The sequence below is a fragment of the Sphingomonas sp. P3_C5 genome (assembly GCF_056402635.1).
Map to the genome: position 1 here is coordinate 434,785 of NZ_JBFUHA010000004.1, position 19,364 is coordinate 454,148.

Here is a 19,364-nt window from a genome sequence, read left to right on the forward strand (position 1 = left end):
TGCGGCTGTTTAGAGACTGAACCCGCCGTCCACGATGAGCGTCTGCCCGGTGATGTATCGCGCGCGGTCTGATGCGAGGAACGATACTGCCGCGCCAACGTCCTCGCTCGTACCGAAACGGCGCAGGGCAATTGATTTGCGCTGCGCCTCCCATATCTCTGGCGTATAAAGCATCTCGAGGAAATGGTGGCCGAGGCCGGCGTCGATAATGCCGGGGGCCACCATGTTGGCGCGGATGCCGAACTTTCCCTCTTCCTTGGCTATGGCTCTTCCCAAGGCTTCCATGCCTGCCTTGGGGACCGACGACAGCGCATCGCCCGGGGGAAAGCTGTAGTTGGCTACCGAGACGATGATCACATAATTGCCATACTGCTGGCGCCGGAACAGCGGCAAGGTGGCCGACACCACTCGGGTCAGGCCGAACAGTTCAGTCTCGATCACCTCGCGCCACTGGGCTTCATCAATGGTGCTCACATAGGGCTGCCCGATCGCCACTCCGCTGGCAAACACGACGGTTGCGATCTCGCCATAGCAATCGAGTGTTGTTGAAACGGCGGCAGCAATGCTTTCGGGTTGGGCCAGATCGCAATGTACTGGCAGGCCCTTGCACTGTGCGGGCAATTCCGAGGCGAGTGCCTCCGCGTGGTCCAAACCTTTGCGATAGGTGAGGGCCACGCCCTCGAATTCCTGCGCCAGCGCCAATGCCGAAGCGCGGCCCAGACCTCCTGATGCGCCGATAACCATCGCTGCACCCCGCTTCATGCCGGAGGCCTCGCTGGATAGGCGGCGAGCTGCCTAAGCAGGTCTGCGGCAAACTGGTCGTTCCTGTCGGCCGTGAACATGTGCGCCGCCCCTTTGGCGACCGACACCTCGAGCTGGGGCGCCAATCGTTTGAACAAGGCAACACCTTCATCGGTGACCAGATGACTGTGCTCCGCCCGAACCAAAATCAACGGCGAACGCGTTCGTGCTGCGGCATCAAGCACGGCCTTCCCTTCGCTCGGAGGGTGAAGAAATTGGTTTTTGCCGGTCGCCGGGTCCCAATGCCAGTGCCACCGGCCGTTCGTGTCAGTGCGCATTGCCCGGCCAAGGCGGGAGGGATCGGGCAATCGCGGCTGGCCAAGATACTGCGCAAGGGCATCGGCGGCCTCGTCAAGCGACGCAAAGCCGTTAGCGCTGCAGGCAAAGAAGGCCCGGATGCCGTCGATCCCGCTGTCCCTCATCACGGGAGCGACATCGGCAAGCATGATCAGGCGAACCCTATCAGGATGACGCGAGCCGCCCACCAACGCAGCCTGTCCGCCGCGCGAGGCCCCGACCAGTGCCACGGGCCCGTCGAACTGAAAGAGCAAGCGTTCGACATCGCGGCCGAATGCGTCAAGCAGGTAATCGCCGTCGGGCGCCCATTCGCTATCGCCATGTCCGCGCAGGTCAAAGGTTATGGCATGGTAGCCGGCTTCACCGAGAATCCGCGCTGAACCGCGCCAGGCGCTACGACTCTGGCCGCCGCCGTGAAAGAACAGGACTGGGGCGGCAGCCGGATCGCCATAGGCTTCTCCGGTTAACTGCAATCGATCCCCATTCAGTTTGACGATGCGGCTGGTCAAGTCAGCCTTCGCGCGGAACGGTCTCGGTGTGGCTTGGATGTTCGCCCGGCCCATCATATTCGAACTTTCCGGGGGCATGGTGCCACTTGCCGTCGTTCCTGCTTTCGTAGGGGCTGGCAACCTCGATCAGGCAGCCATGCGTGCTCTTTGCGCCCACCCAGCTCCACTTTTGCCAGGTCATGTCGGGATCGTTGTTAACCGCGCCGTCGCCGGGTAGATCGATACCCTCTGCCCGCAGCTTGTCCATCGCCCCCGGCACATCATCGGTGGTGAAGCATAGGTGGTGAACATGCTCGCCAACCTTCTCGAGACGGCGCCCCATTGGTGTGCCAGGAGAAGGCTGGATGAACTGCATTTCGGTGCCATGATCGTTCACGAAAGTGGCCCACTTCATTCCGGCGTCATCACCGCTCGAAAACTCGTCATACTTTACGATACGCTGCTCGAGTTGACCCGGGTCGAGCACGCGCAGGATTTTGGTCCAGTCCGCGACCGCCTTGTCGAGGTCGTGCACGACCATGCAGACATGGGCAAAGGGGCTACTAGGCATGATGGGTTCCTTCGTTCAGATGATGACGGCGGCGGTAGCGCTGTTGACAACGCCCCGGCCCTCGACGGAGAGCAGAATGTCACAGGAGATGCGGTTGCCCTCGACCGCCGTAACTGTGCCAGAGGCGGTGACCTTGTCCCCTTCGTAAACATTGTCGAGGAAACGCGAATCCATGCTGGCAATGGTGCAGCCGGGGAAAGCACGCATCAACATGTTCATCATGTAAGCGACATTAGCCGGACCCTGATTGATCCGCTTGTCCCCCAAGCCCTGCGCCTTCACCGCCTCGGCATCGAGGTGGATGGGATTGGGATCGGCAAGGAACGTCGACCAGTCGCGCATTGCGTCGGGGCTCACCGAAGGGATGACAAAATCAGGCAGGTCGTCGCCAATAGAAATGCTCATGCTGCCAACTCCTTGCGAGGAAGAATCCAGACGTTCTCGACTTCGACCAAGGCATCGCCACCTTCGGCAAGATGCAGGCGCAAGCGATAGGTAAGCACATCCATGACCCCCAGTTTGCGGCTCTGCTTACGGACCAGGCTGACGATCTCGCCGGTCACCTTGTAGCTTGCGCCAACCATGAGCGGCTCGGCCACTCGCACGCCGGACGAGCCCATCATTGGGCCATCGTCGACATCGAATTCGCATGCAGCGCACAGGCCCGCGACGGTCTTGCCCATCGCGAGTTGGGTGGCGATGTAATAGTAGATCGGATGTGCGCGGCCATCTGTTGCCGGTTCGGTTGCTGTGGCCCGGCACAAAGCGGCGTTTTCCTCGGCGGTAATCGTGAATACCTTGTCGCCGTCCAGTGAAATGCCGGCGACGGCGGGGGCGGGGGGGAGTTCGCTCATCTGCTGTTCCTTAGAGAGAGAGGGGGAAGGCCGAGGCTTTGGCGATCGTGTTGCGGGCCATCTCGTTAGGAATCATGTCGCTCACGTGCCTCTTGCGGGTTCCGCGGGGTTGATGCGTGCCGGCGCAGCCGCCCGGTCAGATCGAAAGTCCACCCTCGACCGGAATGACGGCTCCGGTCACATACGAGCCGGCGCGCGAGGCAAGGAACACTGCGGTGCCGCCCATGTCTTCCGCACTGCCAGTGCGGCCGCGAGGAACCATGGAGGTCATCATCTTGCGCACCTCGTCGTTCGGAATGACGGTCATTTCGCTTTCGAACAGCCCGGGCGCGATGGCATTGACCGTGATTGCCTCGCCGGCGAGCCGCTTCGCGAGTGATCGCGTCAGCCAGTGGATCCCTGCCTTTGAAGCCTGATAGCTGTACACCTCGCGAGGGCCGATCTTGATTGCGCCGACCGAGCCGACATTGATGACCGAGGCCGGAAGATCAGGCTTCGCGCCTGCGCGCAGCAGAGGCAGGAGCTTCTGGATAAGGAAGAAAGGTGACTTGAGGTTAAGGTCAATAACGCTGTCCCACTCGGCCTCCGAGAAGTTGTCGAGAGGGGCCTCGGCGAGCGTTCCGGCATTGTTGACCAGAATATGCAGGGCTTTCTCCCGCGAAGAAATCTCGGCAACCAAGCTATTGATGCCGTCGATTGTCGACAGGTCCGCCGGGATCCCGATGACGTCGCCCGCAATCGCGGAGGCGGCAGCCGCGATCTTCTCGGCATTGCGCGCGCAGATGTAAACCCGCGCACCGGCCGCAGCGAGTCCCTCGGCAACCATCCGGCCGATGCCGGTGCTGCCGCCCGTGACGAGGGCAACGCGACCCTCCAGTGAAAACAAGCTGCGAATATCCATGACGGGGCGTCCTCTCGGTGATGCGTTGTTCGATGCTGGCGCGGTCCCGCGCCTGTTTCGTTAGCTGCTGCCCGCCTGGCCGGTTCCGCCACCGGTTGCCGGCATCAGGTTGTTGCTCATCCCTCCATCGACCAGGATGTCGATCCCGGTGATGTGGCTGGCGCCAGGGCCGATCAGGAAGGTGATTGCATTCGCTACGTCCTGCGCCAGGCCCAGCTTGCGCAGCGGGATCATCGCTTCGCGATGGGCGCGGCGCTCAACATCGGCATACCCTGCCTGGGTCATTGGCGTGTACGTCGGTCCTGGCGATACCGTGTTGCAGCGGATGCCGTCAGGGCCCCATTCCAGTGCCAGTTGCCGGATGAGCATGGCAAGGGCAGCCTTGCTCGGCGAATAGAAACCCAGACCGGGGGTCGGTTGGCTAGCCGACATCGACGCGGTTGCAACAAACGCGCCCCTGCTTGCCGCGAGGTAAGGGTAAGCTGCCTTGGCCAGCAACCAGGTCGCTCGGGTGTTGACTGCAAAGATGCGTTCAAACTGCTCGATCGTTTGCTCGACCAGCGGGGCACCTGCGATGACCCCGGCATTGCTGACAACCGCATCGATCCCGCCCATGTGCGCAATCGCGGCGGATACGATCGACGTTCCGCAATCGGGTTCTGAAAGCTCCGCAACATGAGAGGCGGCCGTTGCCCCCATTGGAGCCGCCAGCTTTGCAATGCCCTCGGCATCACGATCGGTGAGGAGAAGGCTGTTCGCCGGATCGGCAGCAAGCGATTCCGCGACCGCGCGTCCGATCCCGCTGGCTGCGCCCGTCACAATCACGCGCATGGTCATTCCCCCCTGTCGCTGAGACCGAGTTCGGCCATCAATTGCTGACGCAGCCTGAACTTCTGGATCTTTGAAGCCGACATCGGCCACTCGTCCACGAAGCGAATGTGCCTGGGGACCTTGAATGACGCGATCCGCTCCCGAACAAAGGCGGCCAGTTCGGCTTCGGAAGGTGCACGCCCGTTGCGCAGCTTCACAAAGGCGGCGGGGATCTCTTCCAGCCGGCTATCGGGGAGACCCACGACCTGCGACAGTTCAACATCTTCGTGCGCGTCGAGAATTGCCTCGACCTCCGCAGCTGCGACGTTCTCGCCGCCGACTTTGAGCATGTCCTTGAAGCGGCCGTGGAACTGGACATGGCCATTCTCGTCGACCGAGCCGATATCGCCACTGTGGTACCAGCCTTGGGGATCGATGACCTCTGCCGACTTCACCGGGTCGCGGTAATATCCGTCCAGGACATTGTAGCCTTTGATCCACACTTCGCCGCGCAGGCCAGGGGACAGGTCGCGACCGGTTTCGATATCGACGATCCTGACCGCGATGCCCTTGAGCGGGTAGCCCAGAGCATGGAACCCCATCTCGGGGTCCATATCGAAACCTCCAGTGCTGACGATGCCGGTTGCTTCAGACATGCCGAAGGTGCCAACGTGGAGGGCATTCGGCAACTTTGCCCGATATGCATCACTGACAGACTTCGGCATCTGGCTGAAGCAGGTGTTCGTCAAACGGATCGAACTCATGTCAGCCGTTTGCCAATCCGGGTGCGCGATCATGGCCTGGTGGAAGGTGACGAACGGCAGGAACATCATGGTAGCCCGCTCGGCTTCGATCTGGCGAAGGCTCTCGCCAGCATCAAAGTGCGGTTGTCCGATGAATGTTCCGCCCACATCGATGGCACCCAGCATCGCCAGCATTGCGGCAATGTGGAACAGGGGCATGGGCGACCAGACCCGCTCGTCGCGCGTGAACGCCCAGCGATTGCGGGCCAGGTTTGTTGCCTCGCGGCTGACGGCCTCGTGGCTGAGCAGGCAGCCCTTGGGATTGGCCGAGGTTCCCGAGGTGTAGAGGATCATGCAGGTGTCGCGCAGCCGGACGGCGAGGCGGCGCTCATGAACTTGCACCTCATCGACTTGCGCCGCAGCCTGATCGAACGCCTCCTGGTTCACGAAGCCTGGCGAGGACCTGCCGCCGTGCAGGATCAGGCGGCGCAGCAACGGCGCTTCTTCCAGCGCAACTCGATGTGGATCAGTGCAGGTCTGGAGCGACGGAAAGGCTTCGTGGATCCGGAGCGAAAAATCGACGAAGTCGCTTGCCTCGCTGTTGGTGACCAAGGCAACGAGGTCTGCGTTCTCTACCACGTAGGCGATTTCGCGCGGCCGATAGCGCGCGTTCATCAACACGGTCACGGCGCCGATCATCGAAACCGCAAAAAGGGTTTCAACGAATTCGATGCCTGAGGGCAGGAGGATGCCGACATGATCGCCAGGGCCTATCCCTTGTGCGACAAGTCCCCGTGCGCGATGCAGTACTGAATGCACGACTTCGTCATAGGTCCGGCGAGCCGTCGGGAAGACGAGCGCTTCCTCGCTCGGATTTGCATCCCACGTCTTCAGCAGCATGTCGCCCAGCGGACTTGCCGTGATCCGCAATCGCGCCGGGTCTTCGCTAACGCCGCCCAATTCAGTTCCCTCCGGAAAATTTGCTGACCAACTCAGTCATCAGAGAGGTGACCTGTTTCACCCTTCCAACGATAGGTAGTCTAGCCGCAGCCGATAATGCCGCCATCGACGGGAATCTCTGCCCCCGTGATGTAGGCGCCGGCGAGTGACGACAGGAACACGACAGTGCCTGCGATCTCGTTCTCACGCCCCATCCGGCGCATCGGAATCTTCTCCAGCACCGCTGGATCGACATCGTCTGCGTCCCGCATATGCGCGGTCATCTTGGTCGGAAAATAGCCGGGCAGAATCGCATTCACATTGATGTTGCGCCCAGCCAGATCGCCCGCCAGATCGCGGCTGAGCATGTGCAGGGCAGCCTTGCTGGCCGCATAGGAATAGGCGCTCAATCGCTCTGTCGACCTGCCTGCGACGGAGCCGATGTTGATGACACGGGCCGGATCATCCCCGGTGCCGGCAGCTTCCAGCTCCGGAAGCAGCTCGCGCACCAGAGTGAAAGGGATCTGCACGTTGACGGCCATCACGTCCGGCCAGGCCTTGTCCTGGAAGCTGCCGATCGGTCCGCCCCACGTCTTGCCGGCATTGTTGACCAGAACGTGAAGCTTGCCCCCCAGTTCCTCGCGCATGCGGCGGGCAACATCCACCGCCGATTGCGGCGATGCGAGATCGCTGGGCATGGCAACGCACTTGCCCAGAGCCGACATTTGCGAAGCTGCGGCAGCACAGATCTCGGGCTTGCGCGACGTGATCACCACAGTGGCGCCCGCGCGCAGCAGACCCTCTGCGATCATCCGGCCAAGGCCCTGCGCGCCGCCAGTAACGAGCGCGATCTTGCCCGAAAGATCGAACAGACCGGTCATACGGTCACCACCACCTTGCCAAATGAGTGCTGCTTCTCGAGGTAGAGCAGCGCTTCGCGTGCCTCGGCAAGCGGGAAGGACTTCTCGATGACCGGCTTGATCGCATGTTTCTGAACGAACGCGAGCATGTCGGCAAAATCCTTGGGATCGCCCACCTGGCTGCCAACAATGCTGGCGCTTTTCAGGAATATGCCTGTCGCTGTCACCTCGAATTTGTCACCCGCGGTGGAACCGTAGATCACGATGCGGGCGCCCGGATTGATTGCGCGGACATAGTTGGCATAGCTTGGTGCCGGCGCACCGTCGAGAACCACGTCGATTCCCCCGGTCAGCTTGCCAACCTGCTTGCGCCAATCCGGATCGGTGTACAGGAGGCCGCCCAGCGCTCCCATGTCGCGGGCCCGTGCCAGGACTTCTTCATTTTCGGCCGTGACATAAGCCTTGGCGCCCAAGGCAACGGCGAAGGCCAGGCCGAATGTGGCGACACCGCCGCAGACACCGCTGATCAGCACCGATTCACCGGCTTGGAGTTGCCCCTTGAACATCAGCGCGCGCCAGGCAGTCAGGCCGGTTAGCACGGTTGCGGCGGCTTCCTCCCAAGTCATATTGGCGGGCTTGGGCGCAAGGTTTTCCGAAGGCACGCAAACATATTCTGCGAGAGTGCCGGGAAACGGCATGCCGATCAGTCCGAATTCGGCTTGCGGGGCATGGCGGTTCGGACCCCAGTTGCGGCCAGGGTAGATCACCACCTCATCGCCTGGTGAAACGCCAGTGACGCCTGCGCCGATCATGTCAACAATGCCCGCGCCGTCGCAGCCCATTACCGACGGATAGACCATGCCAGGATACTGGCCCCGAGCAATCCACATTTCGCGGTGATTGATTGAGGCGGCCTTGATCTTGACCCGAACCTCACCGTTGGCGGGTTCCGGATTGGGAACTTCGGCAACACGAGTGGCTTCGGGACCGTCTCCAGTTTCAAGTAGCAGTGCTTTCATGGTCATCTATCCCGTTTCAGAAAGAGCGCGGCAACCCCAGCGACTCCGCGATGCCATTACGCACCATTTCGTTGGTGATCGGCCCGATCCGCCACAGACGGCTGTCGCGCCAGTAGCGTTGCATGTCGGTTTCGGCCGAGTAGCCCATCCCGCCCAGGATCTGGATGCCGAGATCGGCTGCACGGTTCGCATTTTCCGATGCGAACAGCTTGAGCATGTTGGCTTCGTTGCCGACGTTTTCACCCTTTGCCTGTTTCGCCGCACAATAATGCAGCATCAGCTCGGTGGTGGTCTTCATGGTGGCAATGTCGGCGATGTAGTGCTGGATGGCCTGGAATTGGCCGATGACCTTGCCGAACGCCTTGCGATGCTTCACGTAATCAAGCGCATCTTCAAGCACGCCGTCGATCACGCCGAGGCAGAAGGCCCCGACCATGATGCGCTCGTTATTGAGCGTCGGCAGCAGAGTGTACCAAGCCCTGTGCGGCTCGGCGAGGACGTTTTCGTCTGCGACGAAGACGTTGTCATAAACCACGGTGCAACTACCCATCGAACGCATGCCCAGCTTGGACAGCGGGGTGATCTTCACGCCCTCGGCCTTGGCCGGCACCCAGAACAGCGTCAGCCCCTGGTGCTTCTTTTCGACATTCTTGTCGCTACGGGCGATGCACAGCAGGTAGTCGGCGACGTGTGCGGACGAGCTCCAGATCTTTTCGCCATTGAGAATCCAGCCGCCATCCACGCGATCCGCGGTTGTGGCAAGCGAGCCGAGCAGGTCCGTACCGCCGCCGGGCTCGGTGAACGAAATCGCGGCCTTGAGTTCGCCGGCTGCAATCTTAGGCAGGTATTTCGCCTTCTGCTCCGGGCTTCCGTACAGACCGATCGATTTCGAGCCGGCGAAGGAGGTGATACCCCATATCCAGGCAAGGCCGCCGAGCGACCGCGCGAGTTCACGGGCCAACAGCATCTGCATAAGGACGTCGCCGCCCTGACCGCCATAAGACTCATCGATGCCAACCCCATGGAACCCGGCTTCGGTCAGCTTGTCCCAAAGCTCATGGGGATAGTTGTGCTCGTCAGCTTCGAGCTTGCGCGCCCAGTCCTTTGGGGCCTCGCTTTCGACCCAGCGGCGAACAACGTCCCGAAACGCGCCGTGCTCTTCCGGCAAGTCAAAATCCATGTGCTGGTCCTTCTCCACAAACTTTCAAAGTGTGCCTGGTTGCCCGTTGGCGTCGAAAGTCGAGTTTAGAACCTATCCACAGATAGGAAGAGACGCTTGCCAAATTGCGTTTAGAGCGCAATATAAGACCAACAAACACGCTGCACCAATGCGGCGGAACCGAGAGGATTGCGGCAATGGAGGTCGTTCCGAGCCGTGTCAGGCTACCGCTAGCCGCTCACGACTACGTGGAACGCGAAGCCATCGAGCAACTCGCTGACCGTGTCGCGGCGTCACGGGTCGTCACGGTGACCAGCCCAGCCGGATTCGGCAAGACAACGGCCATGCGCCGCTGGTCGGAGATATTGCGCAAACAGGGCCGCCCAGTGCTATGGGTGGCAACGCGCGCCGGCATCGTCACGGACCAGGACCTTGCCGCTGCGATTGCTCAGGCCGCCAGTGCGGCAGGCTTCGTTCTGGGCGGGTCCGATGTGCGCAATTGGCCTACAGCCCTTATGGCCGACGCCGAAAGGCGGCCGGTGCTGTTCATCGATGACGGCCAACTGCTTTCGCCCGAATCTCTGTCCATGATCGACCAGCTAATCGCCAGTGCCCGCGATGCTTTGACCACGGTTATTGCTTCGCGCGGCGAAGCCGGCCTCAAGCTGGGCCGGCTGCGCTCGATGAACTTCCTCCTTGAGGTGAAGACCCATCATCTCTGCCTCGATTCCGCCGAAGGGCTGAAGTTGGTCCGGCAGGTCGCCGGATCGATTCCCGAAGCGGATGCCATGCACATAGTCGCCGATGCCCAGGGCTGGGCGGCGGGGCTCGTCCTTGCGGCACAGGCATGGACTGATGATCGGGAGGAAGGGCGCAGCATAAGCGGCGGCGCGACGGGCTTGCGGAGCGAGTTTTCCAGTTACTTCGAGGAAGAAGTTCTGGATGGTCTGCCGCAGGAGATACGCGATTTCCTGGTCGACACATCGATCCTGAATGAGTTGACCCCCGCGGCCTGCGCAGCGGTAACCGGCTCTGCTTCATCGCTCATGCTGCTTGAGGAGGCCTTCCGGCGCGGGCTCTTCATTGCCGACCATGACCGAGAACAGGGCCGCTATTGCTATTACGCATTGTTCCGCCAGATGATTATGCGCAGGCTCGCCAACCGAGCCCCGGAACGATCCGCGGAACTGCACCGCCGCGCAAGCAGGCACTTTGCTTCTGCCGGCGAGATCTCCAGCGCGATCGAACATGCGGAGCACAGCGGCGACAGCGCCTTCCTGGCGGAGACTCTGGAAGGTCTTGCCGACGCGATGACCTATTCGGGCCTGCTTTACCGGCTCGATGCCATCGCCAGCGAGCTGCCATGGCAGCACGTGCAATCGCAGCCGAATGTGCTCCTGGCGATGTCCTGGCGGCGGGCGCGGCGCCTGGCGTTCCGATCGGCGGAACGGATGATCGAGGCGGCAGTCGTGGCAATCGCGCATCGCTTCGAGACCGGGCAGATCGACGAGTACACTCGCGACCAGTTCGAACTGAAAGTCCGGCACCGGCGGATCATGGTTGATGCGGCGCGCGACAACATGGCGGTCGTCGAACGGGAATCCGAAGCGCTTCTTGCCGATCTTGGTGAAGATCATCCCTATCTCAGCTGCACGCTCCTCGCGCAGCTGCTCTCGGCTCGCCGCGAACTCTATCATTTCCACGACATGTTGCGGCTCGAGGCAGAGCTCCGCAAGGCGCTTGGCCGCCCAGGCTCGGACTTTGCCTCGATCGCGCTGAAGTCGTCGGTTGCGCCCACACTGGTGGCGCAAGGGAAGACCGAAATTGCGCGCCAGTTCCTGTTGGAAGCTCGGCAGATCGCGCTGAGTCGGGACGGGGAAGTGTCCGGTCTGGCGGCGCTTCCTTCCATGCCTCTGGCTGAAATCCATTACGACTGCGGTGAACTGGCTGAAGCAGCGAAACTGGTCGATGCCCATCTGCTGCAAGTTCGTCAGTGGGGTTTTGTCGACCAACTGGCTTCAGGCTACATTGTCCGCGCCCGGCTGGCGGAGGCCAACAATGACCTGGCGAGTGCGCTTTCCGGCCTGGCGGAGGCCCACATTGTTGCCATCGAGTGCGGGCTTGACCGGATGCGTGCGCTGGTAATTGCAGAAAAAGTCAGGATGCTGGTCAAGAACGGCCGCCTCGAAGAAGCAGAGCAAATATTCTGGTCAAGCGACCTCATGACCTCTGGAGAACCGGTTCCAACGCTCCACCCGACACGACTCAACGAATGGATTGCCATCGCCTGGCTGCGACTGGAAATGAATCGTTTCCGTCTGGCACGCTCGGCCAAGATTGCGCAGCGCTGGCTGGAATTTGTCCGCAAGCGCGGCGCCATAAGGTCGGCAGTGACCTTCGAACTGCTTTTGGCGGAAAACGCGATGCTCGCAGCAAATCGCTCTGAAGCGCGTCGCCGGGTGCGCGCCGCGATCGACCTGGCTGGGCCCGCAGGCTGGGTGCGGCCGTTCATCGACGAAGGTGAGATCATCCGAACGCTTGTGCTGGATTCCTACGGTAACGGGCCGCTCCTCGACACGCCCGCCGAGCGTTTCGCGGCAAAACTGGTGGCCTGTCTGCGAGCCGGGGACGCGCCGGCAATCGACGAGGAACCGGACAAAGATGATGAGGCGGGCATCGGTGTCGGCCTGTCCCATCGCGAAATCGAAATCCTGCAAATGGTCAACGGCGGCTTGCGCAATCGTGAAATTGGCGACCGCCTCGGTCTCACCGAAGGCACGGTGAAGTGGTACATGCAGCAGGTATACGACAAGCTGGGAGTAAGGCGCCGTCCACATGCCGTGGTTCGTGCGCGCCAATTCGGCTTTCTGACCTAGTACTACAGTTGCGTTTGCATCCGTCCTTCGATGACAGATGGCCGCGACCGACTGGTGCGTTCGTCGCCGTCGGGACCACGCCCTATGAAGACGGGATGGCCTTGAGCAGCGAATATGAGCTTTGCGATGAGTCGCCGGATTTCCGGTGTGATGAGGAAGCCTTGATGCGCAAGGGTTGCGCGGCCCGTCGGTTCGGACTCGTTCTGTCCCGTTTGCCTGGACTGCCGAGGCCGGGTTCGGCGTGGCTCCAGGCAGCGCAGCGCTGATCGGCGGCGAGCTTGGCGAGGAAGGCGGCGGCGGCCATGACCAGGGTCATGTGGCGCTGCCAACCGTGCCAGGAAGCGGGCCTGGCAATGGTCAGGCCGAGGTCATCTCTAGCGCGCAGGAAGCATTCCTGGATGGTCCAGCGCAGGCCCGCCGCTCCGGCCAGTTCCCCGAGCGAAGCGCCTTCACGGGCATGAGCGAATAGTAAGCGATCTCGCCAACGCTCCCGCCGCCAGCGAAGTCAATCTGGATTCGCTTTTGCCTGGCTGAAAGGGGCACGGGTTACGTAAACTACCGAGCATGCCGACTGGTTCGGGAAAATTCAGCGCGTGGGCTGTATTCTGCCAGTCGGCAAGCGCAGTCCGGTCTGCATTCAGGTCAGCCCGAAACCCCCGTCAATCGTGATCGCCTGGTTCGTTAACCGCGCCGCAGCGGGCGACGCAAGGAAGGTCACCGCAGCAGCCATGTCTTCCGGTGTGCACTGGCCCAGCAGTGAGCCACGCAGAGCCGGCCCAGCGATAGGAGGCCCGCTGGCGTTCATGGCACCCGCTGTCGCGACGCCGCCGGGGAATATTGCGTTCGCCGTGATGCCATGCTCAGCCCACTCAAATGCTGTCGTCATGGTCAAGGTCCGCAAGGCGCCTTTGGATGCAGAATAGGCAGCCAATCCGTCCACCATCGGGCTTACGGCTCCGAGCGAACATATGTTCACAATCCGGCCCCCGACGCCGGCTTCAATCATGGCCCTGCCAATTTCGCGCGTCATCAGGAACGGGCCGCGAGTGTTTACGGCTGCTGTCCGATCCCAGAACTCGCTTGTCGTATCCAGGATCATCGAGCGGTTCTGAATGGCGGCATTGTTCACCAGTGCCCAGGGGGCGCCTTTCCAGCTGAGGGCAGCGGCGCAGCCATCGCAAACGCTTTTCTCATCAGCGACATCAATCACGACGTGCATTACGTCGTGGCCGATACTGACCAATTCCTCTGCCACGGCCCGTGCCCCAGCTTCGTCGCGGTCAACGACGATCACCGCAGCACCTGCGCCCGCCAGCGAATGCGCGATCGCCTTGCCGATGCCGCCCGCCGCTCCCGTTACGAGGACGACACGACCTTCAAGACCGAACTGCTGAGAAAGAGCCGATCCAATTTTTTCGTTCATGTCAGCACCCACCTCTTATTCTCCAAGATCATTTCGAGCTGCCAGTCTTCGCGGCGTGGTGCACCGGCTTGATTTGCAAGCCCATCGTGCGCGCCAAGGCATTCTAAAAGCGAGAAGGACGTGCAGTCTCTACGCCGAACCGGTCGGAGCCGATCTGGCGCATGGTTGTCCGCCATACCGCCGAGGCCGGATGATTGCGCGACGCGATCAGGTTGCGATAGATTCGCGGGATCGGCAGCTTCTCGTAAAGGCCGCCGCCGCMGACGAGCTCGTAGAGCGACTGCGCTGCCTTGAGGCAAAGATGGCCGGTCGACTGCGCCCGATAGCGATAGATGTTGATCATTGCCGGGTCGAGGCTCTTGCCCTCGGCGGCCACTTGCTCGAGCGAATCGAGATCGTGCATCGCCATCATCTTCAGCTGATCGACAAGTGCGACTGCCTCGCCCAATGCTTCAAGGGTGTCCGGCAAGTCCGCGATCGCCTTGCCCGTGATCATGGAAACCTTGGGAGCGTTGTATTCGACAAAAGCGTCGATCATCGCGATCAGCGACCCGATCGAGACGGCTGTGCCACCGCGGTTGAACACCAGAATGAAGGGTGTCTTGAACCGGGGGTGGGTATTCACCTTGAAGCCTGGATAGTCATAGCTCTCGGCTTCAGGCCCGAACGGGACTGTCCGGTACTCGGGGACGAAGGCCTCCTTGATGGCGATGCTCTTGCTGCCTGTGCCCTTCATGCCGAACACCTGCCAGTCATCAACGATCTCGACGACCTCACTGGGGACCAGGAAAGAACGGAAGTTGGTCGGGTCACCATCGACCAGCCCGCCCACCAGGAACCAGTCGCCGTGGTCGCAGCCGCTTGAAAATGGCCAGGTGCCGCTGATCGTGTAGCCGCCGGGTGCCGAGGCCGCCTTGCCGTAGGGGCTGTAGGACGATGCCGTGATCGCATCGGGATTGTCGCCCCAGACATCTTTTTGCGCGCGGTCATCAAACATTGCCAGGTGATGGTTGTGCAGCGAACAGAGCCCGTAAACCCAACCATAGGCATGATCGGCTCGAGCGAGGTTGATGATCACCTGAGCCAAGGTGCTGAAGGGCATTTCATAGCCCTTCCACCGGGCGGGCTGGGCAACGCGGAACAGTCCCGCGTCCACCAGTTCCTTCATCGTCTCCCTTGAAACCATGCCATTGGCCTCATCCTCGGCGGCGCGCTTGACCATGTGCGGAATCATCGCGGCGCTTGCTGCGATCAGCTCTTCGGACGTAGGGGGCGACATTGGAACTCTCCTGAACATTTAAGACTTGTCGATGAGTATCCACTGATGAATCAGTGGTTTGCCGTTTGATATCTTCCGCCAAAGCTAGGTCGTCCTTCGGGCTAAAAACCCGCCGGGAACCGTAGCCCTTGATGAGCGGGGACCGTGCCGATCCGAATTTTTCCCACCCGAGCTCGAACGGAAAAACGGGAACGCCGAACCTCGTGCGCCAATTACCTCGCCTCCAACCTTCGGCGGAGGTGCCTCTTGGACGGCAATACCACCGCGTCGCGGAACCTGTCATCGCTTTTCAGGGCAATTTTGACGCGGCGTAATAGGATTGTCGTTGAACTTCATCCGGAATGTTGAAACTGTAGGATGGAGATTACTGTAAATAAAAAATTTTAGCATACCGATCTCATAAATATAGGACATATGTCTGGAGTGCATATATAGGAGCACCGCCGTAGATTTATATGTCCGTGCTAGAGCCGGCTATGATTTACTTATAAACAACCGAAGAATAGTTCGCTTCTTATTGTTACTATTGTTTGTGGATTGAAGTCAGGTCGGATTGGTCTTCAATCGGTTCTCGGGTCGAGGAATTGCATGATGAGCGATAAGACATGCGTCGTTGTAGGTGTCGGTCCCGGGCTTGGCTTGGGCATCGCCCGCAAGTTCGGCAGGGAAGGGTTTCGCGTTGCGCTGATCGCCCGGGGACGGGAATCGCTCGCCAGCTATGTGGAAACGCTCACGGACGAAGGTATCGAGGCTCGCGCCTATCCGGCGGACGTTACCGATCGCGCCGGTTTAGCCGCCGCGCTTGGTACGGTCAGTGAAGAGTTCGGCCCCGTCGAAGTCTTGTTCTACGGCCCTGAGCCCCACACGCCGCCCAAGGACTTAAACCGCTGGATTCCGGCCACCATGCCCGTTGAAGAGGTGGAGCGCCGGATGGACTTGTCGGTTTATGGGCTGGTGGCCGCAGTCTCTGCGCTGCTGCCGGACATGCAAAAGATTGGCAAGGGCACGATCCTGGCGACGATGGGCGCGTCCGGTGCCGATCCGTTTCCCACGCTCACGCCTTGCGGCATGTCGTACGCGGCCGCGGCCAATTATTTGCGGGCGCTTGGCATGCAGGTGGAGAAAATGGGCATCTATGCCGCGCCTGTGTTCATGACTGTCCTGGTAGAACCGGGCGATCCTGATGGTGACCCGGATGTGCTCGCGGGCAAGATCTGGCAGCTTCATCTTGATCGCAACGTGACTTCGATAAACTTCACAACAGCCAAAGACATCCATGAGGTGAACGCTGACGACATGAAAAAGTACGGCATCGAAATTCCGGACTACTGACGCGATAGGAAGCGCGATGGCAGGGCCGTCGCGCTTCCGACGTGTGGCTTCGGGCCCGGGCCTTATCCCTGCTGCGCCCGCTCCATGTCCTCGATTTCTGCGACGTGCGGAACATGAACAAGCAGGCCGCCATCGCAGCTGATCAATTGGCCGTTGATGAAGCCGGATTCGTCGGACGCAAGGAAGGCAACCAGGGCGGCAATATCTTCGGGCTCGCCAAGGCGCGGCGTCAGGACATGCCGGCTCATCAGTGCGACGACTTCGGGCGCCGCCCGCAGGACCGTTTCGGTCAGGATCACGCCCGGTGCGATGGTGTTGCAGCGGATGCCGCGCTTGCCGTACTGAGTGGCGATATATTTGCCGAGCGTAACGACGGCCGCCTTGGACGATCCGTAAGCTATCCTTCGGCCTTCCCCGGCAAGCGCACTGCCGGTGGCGATATTGATGATGGCACCGCCACCTCCGGCCAGCATGTGCGGAACTGCGAACTTGCAGGTGGCAAAGAAACTGGTCGCATTGACCGCCATGATATCGTTCCAGACATCAAACGGTGTATCGACGACCGTCGTGTCTTCGGTCGCCGCCCTTTCGCTGCCAAGAAAGTGGTTGTTGTCGAGAATGTCCAGCCTGCCGAAATGCCTTACCGTATCTTCGATCATTCCGCGCACGGCATCGTGGTCCCTCGCATCGAAGCCAATCGCGATCGCCTTGCCGGGATGCTGCGCCGCAACGTCGCGGGCGCGCGCCTCGTCGATATCTGCAACCGCTACGCTTGCCCCTTCAGCGATGAGTCGCGCAACTGTTGCCGAGCCGATCCCGCCTGCGCCGCCGGTGACGATTGCAACCCGCTCTCCAAGTCTTTTCATGTCGGTCTCTTTCGCAGTTGAAGGCAGTTCAAGCGCTTCCTGATCAGGCGCATGAGGCCATGCTCATGCGAATTTGCAGATCCTCGTCCCCGGCAGCCGTGGACCTGCCGAAGACCTCAGGCTCACGCTGGATTGCCAAAACGCTAACCTGTTTGTCCGAGTCATTGAACGGGCGTTTTTTGCACCGTGTCCAATCCTCCGAGATGCATTGCGCTTGCCCAGACCTCACAGAGGGTCGGGCAGGTCAGCCTGACAATGTGTCGCCCTATGCCGGTTCCTCAGCGTCCCGTTATCTGCAAATTGGTGAATTTGGGGAATGCTGGAAGGGAAGGAATGCATGGCGAGAGTGCTGACCGAAAATCAGGCGGCTGCTGGAATGGGTTTGTTACCAAGTGTTGATCCTGTTCAAGCCTGTGTAACATCGCCAAATATGATCCGGTCGACACTCAAAGTCATTGTTGCAGAAACTCCTCGAAAACATTCATACAAGATGCCCGACATTTTCAATCGAGGCATCGACTGCACTATTGGAGGTACACATGTCCGAGAGCTTCGACGTCGTAATCGCGGGCGCTGGCCACAACGCGCTTATTCTTGGTTGTTACCTCGCCAAGGCCGGGCAGCGCGTCTGTATTGCCGAGCGTAAGGAAAAGGCAGGCGGATCGGTTGCGACGGACGCGAATTTGACGGGCCCCGGATTCCGTCAGGACATCTGTTCGGTCTCGCACTCCATGCTCATGGCTAATCCGTTGGTTCTGAACGATGAACTGGAACTTTTCTCAAAGTTTGGTCTCAAATATTCCCAGCCTGACAAACTGACATCGATTTTTTTCAATGACGGTACCGTGCTTGAATTCTGGAGTGATCTGGAACGCACGGTAGCCTCGATAAAGAAGATAAGCGAAACAGATGCGGCGAATTTTGAAGCGTTTGTAAATATTGTCGACAACTCTCTCGATATGGTCATCATGGGTATGTTCTCGGTGCCGCCGACTGCCGGTATGCAGGCCATGATGATGGATCAGACGCCTGAAGGGCAGGAAATGCTGCGGCTGCAGTCGATCAGCGCGTGGGATCTTATCTGCGAACATATCGAACATCCCAAGATCCGCATTGCATTGGCCCGCTATGCGTCAGAGATGATGATCAATCCGTTCGACAACGGAACCGGCTTCGGCTTCTATCTCATCCTTCCCTACCTCTATCGCTTTGGACCCGGCATTTGTGTCGGTGGTTCGGGTGCCCTGGCGGACGTGCTGGTAAAATGCTTTGAGTCGCATGGCGGAACGTTGCGTCTTAACGCGGCGGTTTCCCATGTGTTGCTGGAGCAAGACGAGGCGCGTGGCCTGGTGCTGGAAGACGGTGAGACCATCCGCGCATCGAAAGCTGTCGTCATGGGGCTGCACGTCAAGCAGATCTTCCCGAACATGGTGCCGGGCGTCGAGTTGCCAGCTGGCTTCCAGCACCGCGTAGACACTCTGAAGCATTCGGATTTCCGCGCCATGACGGTCCAGCTCGCGCTGAAGGAGCCGCTTCAGTTCAAGGCTGTGAACGGCGAGTCCGATTTTTTCTGGCTTGAAGCAGCGCACGCCGATGTCGAGTCATTCCGGAAAGGTTTGCAGGATTTGCAACTCGGCCATCCGGTGCGAGATTTTGCCTGCTGGATTCAACAGTTCAGAGCCGATCCCACGCGCGTTTCTGACGGTCAGGCAACCATGCATATCTACGCCTTCATGCCGCTCGATCTTGCAGACGGTGGCCGCGAGAAGTGGGACGAAATCGGCGCGGAAATCGCACAGGGCTTGATTGATGACCTACGCAAAAACACCACCAACCTGACCGACGACAATATTCTGGGCATGCACTTCAAGACGCCGCTAGACATTAGCCGCTACAACACGGCGCTTGTGGAAGCCGACATTCTTCATGTGGGACCGTTCAGCTGGCAGATAGGGGGCAATCGCCCGGTGCCAGGCTGGGGCGAATACCGCATGCCAGTTCCAAAGCTCTACATGACAGGGGCATCGACCCATCCCGGTGGCGGCGTGACGGGCGCGCCGGGCAGAAACGCTGCTCAGATCGTGTTCGAGGACCTTGGACTGGACTTCGACAAAGTTTCTTCCAACTAAAACGCGGGGAACATCGC

The 19,364-nt window shown here is 60.4% G+C and carries 18 protein-coding genes; 4 read left to right on the plus strand and 14 right to left on the minus strand.

Going from position 1 to position 19,364, the window contains the following annotated elements; genetic code table 11:
- Window positions 1-9: 9 nt before the first annotated feature.
- The 11 genes from AC1DVS_RS13180 to AC1DVS_RS13230 form a co-directional block, all read right to left on the minus strand.
- Window positions 10-762, minus strand: a complete 753-nt coding sequence (locus tag AC1DVS_RS13180; protein WP_478023657.1) for an SDR family NAD(P)-dependent oxidoreductase — start codon at window positions 760-762, stop codon at window positions 10-12.
- Window positions 759-1,607 carry an alpha/beta fold hydrolase gene (locus AC1DVS_RS13185; RefSeq protein ID WP_478023659.1) on the minus strand — a complete coding sequence of 283 codons (849 nt, stop codon included), beginning with the start codon at window positions 1,605-1,607 and terminating at the stop codon, window positions 759-761. Before AC1DVS_RS13185 ends, AC1DVS_RS13180 begins: the two co-directional genes overlap by 4 nt.
- A 1-nt stretch (window position 1,608) precedes the next feature.
- Window positions 1,609-2,157 (minus strand): VOC family protein, encoded by a 549-nt coding sequence (locus AC1DVS_RS13190; RefSeq protein WP_478023661.1) that lies wholly within the window; start codon window positions 2,155-2,157, stop codon window positions 1,609-1,611.
- A gap of 15 nt (window positions 2,158-2,172) precedes the next feature.
- Window positions 2,173-2,562 carry a MaoC family dehydratase gene (locus AC1DVS_RS13195; RefSeq protein ID WP_478023663.1) on the minus strand — a complete coding sequence of 130 codons (390 nt, stop codon included), beginning with the start codon at window positions 2,560-2,562 and terminating at the stop codon, window positions 2,173-2,175.
- A complete protein-coding gene (locus AC1DVS_RS13200; RefSeq protein WP_478023665.1) occupies window positions 2,559-3,011 on the minus strand; it encodes a hypothetical protein in 453 nt (150 codons plus the stop codon). The genes AC1DVS_RS13195 and AC1DVS_RS13200 overlap by 4 nt, the downstream gene beginning before the upstream one ends.
- Window positions 3,012-3,147: 136 nt before the next feature.
- Entirely contained in the window at window positions 3,148-3,912 is a 765-nt protein-coding gene (locus AC1DVS_RS13205; RefSeq protein WP_478023667.1) for an SDR family oxidoreductase, read from the minus strand.
- 60 nt (window positions 3,913-3,972) lie between these two features.
- Complete coding sequence (locus AC1DVS_RS13210; RefSeq protein ID WP_478023669.1) at window positions 3,973-4,749, minus strand: SDR family NAD(P)-dependent oxidoreductase; 777 nt, start codon at window positions 4,747-4,749, stop codon at window positions 3,973-3,975.
- Entirely contained in the window at window positions 4,746-6,365 is a 1,620-nt protein-coding gene (locus tag AC1DVS_RS13215) for a class I adenylate-forming enzyme family protein (RefSeq protein ID WP_478023671.1), read from the minus strand. Before AC1DVS_RS13215 ends, AC1DVS_RS13210 begins: the two co-directional genes overlap by 4 nt.
- Before the next feature lie 140 nt (window positions 6,366-6,505).
- Entirely contained in the window at window positions 6,506-7,285 is a 780-nt protein-coding gene (locus AC1DVS_RS13220; protein WP_478023673.1) for an SDR family oxidoreductase, read from the minus strand.
- Window positions 7,282-8,283: a quinone oxidoreductase family protein gene (locus AC1DVS_RS13225; protein ID WP_478023674.1), complete on the minus strand. Its 1,002-nt coding sequence runs from the start codon at window positions 8,281-8,283 to the stop codon at window positions 7,282-7,284. Before AC1DVS_RS13225 ends, AC1DVS_RS13220 begins: the two co-directional genes overlap by 4 nt.
- Window positions 8,284-8,299: 16 nt before the next feature.
- On the minus strand, window positions 8,300-9,463 hold the full coding sequence (locus tag AC1DVS_RS13230; RefSeq protein ID WP_478023676.1) for an acyl-CoA dehydrogenase family protein: 1,164 nt from the start codon (window positions 9,461-9,463) through the stop codon (window positions 8,300-8,302).
- Between the two features lie 176 nt (window positions 9,464-9,639).
- Here AC1DVS_RS13230 and AC1DVS_RS13235 point away from each other — a divergent pair, with 176 nt between their 5' ends.
- Window positions 9,640-12,318, plus strand: a complete 2,679-nt coding sequence (locus AC1DVS_RS13235) for a winged helix-turn-helix domain-containing protein (RefSeq protein ID WP_478023677.1) — start codon at window positions 9,640-9,642, stop codon at window positions 12,316-12,318.
- 241 nt (window positions 12,319-12,559) lie between these two features.
- The gene (locus tag AC1DVS_RS13240) at window positions 12,560-12,787 is read left to right on the plus strand and encodes a hypothetical protein (protein ID WP_478023679.1); all 228 of its coding nucleotides are present in this window, start codon (window positions 12,560-12,562) and stop codon (window positions 12,785-12,787) included.
- A gap of 168 nt (window positions 12,788-12,955) precedes the next feature.
- Here the strand turns inward: AC1DVS_RS13240 and AC1DVS_RS13245 are convergent, their stop codons facing one another.
- On the minus strand, window positions 12,956-13,741 hold the full coding sequence (locus AC1DVS_RS13245) for an SDR family NAD(P)-dependent oxidoreductase (protein ID WP_478023681.1): 786 nt from the start codon (window positions 13,739-13,741) through the stop codon (window positions 12,956-12,958).
- 103 nt (window positions 13,742-13,844) lie between these two features.
- A complete protein-coding gene (locus AC1DVS_RS13250) occupies window positions 13,845-15,020 on the minus strand; it encodes an acyl-CoA dehydrogenase family protein (protein ID WP_478023683.1) in 1,176 nt (391 codons plus the stop codon).
- 591 nt (window positions 15,021-15,611) lie between these two features.
- Here AC1DVS_RS13250 and AC1DVS_RS13255 point away from each other — a divergent pair.
- On the plus strand, window positions 15,612-16,352 hold the full coding sequence (locus AC1DVS_RS13255; RefSeq protein WP_478023685.1) for an SDR family NAD(P)-dependent oxidoreductase: 741 nt from the start codon (window positions 15,612-15,614) through the stop codon (window positions 16,350-16,352).
- A 62-nt stretch (window positions 16,353-16,414) separates the two neighbouring features.
- On the opposite strand, the gene AC1DVS_RS13260 is transcribed toward AC1DVS_RS13255, so the two are convergent.
- A complete protein-coding gene (locus tag AC1DVS_RS13260; RefSeq protein ID WP_478023687.1) occupies window positions 16,415-17,218 on the minus strand; it encodes an SDR family NAD(P)-dependent oxidoreductase in 804 nt (267 codons plus the stop codon).
- 539 nt (window positions 17,219-17,757) lie between these two features.
- Between AC1DVS_RS13260 and AC1DVS_RS13265 the strand changes: the two genes are divergently transcribed.
- Window positions 17,758-19,347 (plus strand): phytoene desaturase family protein, encoded by a 1,590-nt coding sequence (locus AC1DVS_RS13265; protein ID WP_478023689.1) that lies wholly within the window; start codon window positions 17,758-17,760, stop codon window positions 19,345-19,347.
- Window positions 19,348-19,364 lie beyond the last annotated feature (17 nt).

Excerpts from the sequence above, each read along its gene's own strand:
- AC1DVS_RS13180 (WP_478023657.1), bottom strand. The coding sequence starts at position 762 with ATGAAGCGGGGTGCAGCGATGGTTATCGGCGCATCAGGAGGTCTGGGC.
- AC1DVS_RS13190 (WP_478023661.1), bottom strand. The coding sequence starts at position 2,157 with ATGCCTAGTAGCCCCTTTGCCCATGTCTGCATGGTCGTGCACGACCTC.
- AC1DVS_RS13195 (WP_478023663.1), bottom strand. The coding sequence starts at position 2,562 with ATGAGCATTTCTATTGGCGACGACCTGCCTGATTTTGTCATCCCTTCG.
- AC1DVS_RS13200 (WP_478023665.1), bottom strand. The coding sequence starts at position 3,011 with ATGAGCGAACTCCCCCCCGCCCCCGCCGTCGCCGGCATTTCACTGGAC.
- AC1DVS_RS13205 (WP_478023667.1), bottom strand. The coding sequence starts at position 3,912 with ATGGATATTCGCAGCTTGTTTTCACTGGAGGGTCGCGTTGCCCTCGTC.
- AC1DVS_RS13210 (WP_478023669.1), bottom strand. The coding sequence starts at position 4,749 with ATGACCATGCGCGTGATTGTGACGGGCGCAGCCAGCGGGATCGGACGC.
- AC1DVS_RS13215 (WP_478023671.1), bottom strand. The coding sequence starts at position 6,365 with ATGCTGCTGAAGACGTGGGATGCAAATCCGAGCGAGGAAGCGCTCGTC.
- AC1DVS_RS13220 (WP_478023673.1), bottom strand. The coding sequence starts at position 7,285 with ATGACCGGTCTGTTCGATCTTTCGGGCAAGATCGCGCTCGTTACTGGC.
- AC1DVS_RS13225 (WP_478023674.1), bottom strand. The coding sequence starts at position 8,283 with ATGAAAGCACTGCTACTTGAAACTGGAGACGGTCCCGAAGCCACTCGT.
- AC1DVS_RS13230 (WP_478023676.1), bottom strand. The coding sequence starts at position 9,463 with ATGGATTTTGACTTGCCGGAAGAGCACGGCGCGTTTCGGGACGTTGTT.
- AC1DVS_RS13235 (WP_478023677.1), top strand. The coding sequence starts at position 9,640 with ATGGAGGTCGTTCCGAGCCGTGTCAGGCTACCGCTAGCCGCTCACGAC.
- AC1DVS_RS13245 (WP_478023681.1), bottom strand. The coding sequence starts at position 13,741 with ATGAACGAAAAAATTGGATCGGCTCTTTCTCAGCAGTTCGGTCTTGAA.
- AC1DVS_RS13255 (WP_478023685.1), top strand. The coding sequence starts at position 15,612 with ATGAGCGATAAGACATGCGTCGTTGTAGGTGTCGGTCCCGGGCTTGGC.
- AC1DVS_RS13260 (WP_478023687.1), bottom strand. The coding sequence starts at position 17,218 with ATGAAAAGACTTGGAGAGCGGGTTGCAATCGTCACCGGCGGCGCAGGC.
- AC1DVS_RS13265 (WP_478023689.1), top strand. The coding sequence starts at position 17,758 with ATGTCCGAGAGCTTCGACGTCGTAATCGCGGGCGCTGGCCACAACGCG.